This is a genomic window from Paracoccus sp. (in: a-proteobacteria) (assembly GCF_039808215.1).
Lineage (GTDB): Bacteria > Pseudomonadota > Alphaproteobacteria > Rhodobacterales > Rhodobacteraceae > Paracoccus.
In genome coordinates this window covers 1-3,342 of sequence record NZ_JBDHSP010000144.1, presented here as the reverse complement: position 1 = coordinate 3,342, position 3,342 = coordinate 1, and the positions used below count along the sequence as shown (strand labels likewise).

The following is a 3,342-nucleotide window of genomic DNA, read 5'->3' as shown; positions in this document are numbered from 1 at the left end:
GACCGCGGCGATCCTGCGGCGCGCCTTCCACGAAAACGTCATCAACGCGCGCTCGGACCTCAAGCACTGTACGGGGCGCGACGTACGGCGCACGCTGCTGGTCGGGGCGCGCAACAGCGCACGCAACACCGGCGCCGCCGTACTGCGGCGTGACGCCGACAGGCTCGCGGCGACCGTCATCGATACGGTCGCGCTCGCGGGTCGGTTTACGGGTTACGTGCGACAGGTCGCGCGCCGCGCGCGGTAGGCCGACGGCCGGGCCGGGCCGCCGCCCGGTCGGCCACCGTCTGCGGCTCCGGGAGACTGGGGGCAACGCCGACCTGCGGGCTGGACAACGCGTCCGCGGCGGCCACGACCGCCTCCCAGCCCTGCACGGGCATCTTGCGCGCGAAGGGGGCGGAGGTCTCGCGGGCCAGGGCGCGCACCAGTTCCGGGGTGAGCCAATCGGGGCTCGTCGCCCCCTCAGGGAAGCGCATGGCCGACGTCGGCGACATGACGAGCCGGTCAGCGAGTCGCGCCACGAGGCTCTGGACCGCAACCTCATCGGGCACGACCAGAGTGCGCAGATGACGCAGGTGGCGTCCGCCATCACCCGCCTCCGCAAGAACGCGCTCCAGTAGGTCACGACGGATGGTCATCCACTGACTCGCCTTGACGATCCCCTCCGGGGGCCGGCCCGAGCGGCGGGGAACGGAGAACCACCAGCGCTCCGGCCCCGTGCGAGCCATCCGATATAGCTCCACCCGTGGAGCCAGGAGCCGCCCCACGTGGTCCATCGTCCAATGCGCTGCGCGCTTGGCGACGGTGAGCCTCCCTGGCAATCTGAACGTCACATAGTGACGGGCATAGGCCCGCAGATCTGCGGGCATGGGATCAAGCAGGGCGTCGGCACCCGAGGCGATCACGCCCTGCTCCCACGCCGCCAGATCCCGGATCGGATAGTCCTGGCCGGACACCAGCACCACGTAGGCGGCATCGGTGAGACGCAACGACACGTCGTACGCCTCTAACGCCGCCGTGACCATCCGCCATGACCCCCACTGCACCGGTATCCCGCTGAGTAGGTCAATCGCACCAAAGGGATCGAGGTCGGCCGGGCCGATCAGCTCAGGGGCCTCGTGTCGGACAAGGATCGCGGCGCGCGGCGACAACGCCCGGATGCGCGCCACCTGCCGGAGCAGACCCTCCCGATCTGTGTGTGCGAGAAGGACATAGCAGAAGCGAGGGGAGGTCACCGTGGCGGCTCCTGCCTAGACAGTCGCACTGGGCAGGTTCCCGGCGAACCGGGCAAGCCTGCTCCGCGCGGGATGGGGAGCTAGGGACAACTCATAGACCCCGACGATCTTGTGGTGATCGTTGGGATGCAGGGTCACGGGCGTCCCAGCTAGGACACAGGCGATCGCGAAATGGAGTCGATCCGTCTCAACACGCTCATACCACCGCGCAATGCGGAGCATCCATTGGGCCGAATAGCAGCTGGATGCACGGTCCATCGTGCCGAAGTCCGCGAGTTGGGAGATGTCGTCACGACGGCGGAACGCGGAGGTATCTCGGACGGACTCCTCATCGAGGCGCCAGGCATACAACGTCTCTCCTCGGGCGGCGCGCAGGCGGTGCTGGGCAAAGGCGGCCGCCCGACGCAGGTCGTCCGATCTGCGGGGTGCCCGCCATGGGGATATAGCCAGGAGGCGTTCCACATCGACAGAGAAGGCAGTGTCGTCCGTGAGGAGGAGGCGGGCCCGCAGCTCGAGGCTTCGCGCGAACTGGGCGCTGTAGGCATCGCGCAGGATGAGTGTGTCGATGGGTCGTAGCAGGCGCAGGACGTCCTCGTTGCCGTTCAGGGACGACGGAAGGATCAGCAGCGGCGCCTCCTGCTGAGTGAAGTGAGCCAGGGCGTTGGCGCCGCTGTCCCAGTGTTCTGACAGCGACCCGCCACCGGTCAGGATCACGAGGTCGTCCCGCGTGGCTGGCGGCAGCACGAAGCTGTCCCCGCGCAGCTCTCGATAACGCAGCCCCAAGCGGTCTGCAAGACAATAGAACCCCGCGTTGATCAACGCATCGCCGGCATTGCCGAACTGGGTGCGGAAGTAGATGTGCCGGTGTGCGCGCGCGGCCTCCCGCACCACGCTCTCTAGCGACTCCATCCGAGCTCCTCGCAGACCAGCTGGCGACCCAGCGATTCCAAAGCCCGGCCTGACTCAGTAGCCATCGCGATCCAACCTCGCCTGGATTCCGGCCTGCCGCAGGCGCTCCCGGATGCTGCCCACCAGGGCGGGCGGGCTCCACTTGACGACGCTCGGGCCGAGCACGGCGGTCGCCCGCTCGTACCGCTCCAGCGCGCGCAGCCCCGACGGTTGCTCGACCAAGGTCTCGGCGATCTCCTTGAGCTCGTCGACGGGGACAAGGTCGGCCTTGCCCCGCCGATAGGCGTGCACCGCCTCCCGGATGGCGTGATCCGCGACGGCCTGACGCCCCACCGCGTAGCGCAGCTCCGCGTCGGCGAGGCGATCGGCGACGTCGCCGTACCAGGATTCGTAGGCGTGGCGATGCGCATGGAACAGGCCGGTCCCCGCCGAACCCTGCAGATTCATGCTCGCGTCGTGGAAGCGCTTATACGCCTGGACGGCACGGACATAACCAACGTCGACAAAGCTGGCCGCCCGCAGCCACATCTCGAGGTCCTGGCTGTGCGGCAGCTCGGGTTTCCAGGCGCCGTATTCCTCCATCACGCTGCGGCGCAACATCGCCTCGGGCGTCGCGATGAGGTTGCGGTCGTCCTGAAGCATTCGATATGACCAGTCCGCACCGGACCAGACCAGCCCCGTCGCCCCGGAGCCGTCCTCCGGCTCCGGCGGCACGCCGGAAAAATGTGACACCCGCCCATACACCAAACCCACGCCGTCGAAACGCTCGAAAAGAGCGACCGCGCGAGCGAGGGCATCCGGGGCAAGAATGTCGTCGGCGTCGAGGCGTACGACGAATTCTCCACGACCCTCGCGCCAGGCACGGTTAAACGTGTGTCCGTGTCCCCGATTCGTGTCGTTTTGGAGCGCCACGACATTGTCGTATTGAGCGGCAAGGGATTGAGCGACGGCAAAGGAATCATCAGTCGAGCAGTCATCGACAATGACGACCTCGACGGCCACGCCGCGCTGCGAGACTGCGCTCGCCACGGCGTCGGAGAGGTAGGCGCCGTAGTTGAAGTTCGGTACGGCGACCGTGACCAGCCGGTCCGTCGACTTGGGCCACAGCGGGGCCGCCAGTTGCCCCACCTCGCGCAGCGGCGGCCGGCGCACCCGGTCGGCGGTGCTGAGCACGCGGGCACTCACGGCGCGGGTCAGG

The 3,342-nt window shown here is 68.2% G+C and carries 4 protein-coding genes; 1 reads left to right on the top strand and 3 read right to left on the bottom strand.

The annotated features are described in order from the left end of the window. On the top strand, positions 1–247 hold a 247-nt coding region (locus tag WMK75_RS18705), incomplete at its 5' end, for a hypothetical protein (protein ID WP_347269086.1). Here WMK75_RS18705 and WMK75_RS18700 read toward each other — a convergent pair. The 3 genes from WMK75_RS18700 to WMK75_RS18690 form a co-directional block, all read right to left on the bottom strand. After that, positions 207–1,235 (bottom strand): hypothetical protein, encoded by a 1,029-nt coding sequence (locus WMK75_RS18700; protein WP_347269085.1) that lies wholly within the window; start codon positions 1,233–1,235, stop codon positions 207–209. The genes WMK75_RS18705 and WMK75_RS18700 overlap by 41 nt on opposite strands. 15 nt (positions 1,236–1,250) lie before the next feature. Beyond that, a complete protein-coding gene (locus WMK75_RS18695) occupies positions 1,251–2,144 on the bottom strand; it encodes a polysaccharide pyruvyl transferase family protein (protein ID WP_347269084.1) in 894 nt (297 codons plus the stop codon). Between the two features lie 54 nt (positions 2,145–2,198). Next, positions 2,199–3,342 (bottom strand): glycosyltransferase family 2 protein (locus tag WMK75_RS18690; RefSeq protein WP_347269083.1); only part of this gene is annotated, 1,144 nt, incomplete at its 5' end.

Coding starts and splice junctions, on each gene's coding strand:
- WMK75_RS18695 (WP_347269084.1), bottom strand. CDS start 2,144: ATGGAGTCGCTAGAGAGCGTGGTGCGGGAGGCCGCGCGCGCACACCGG.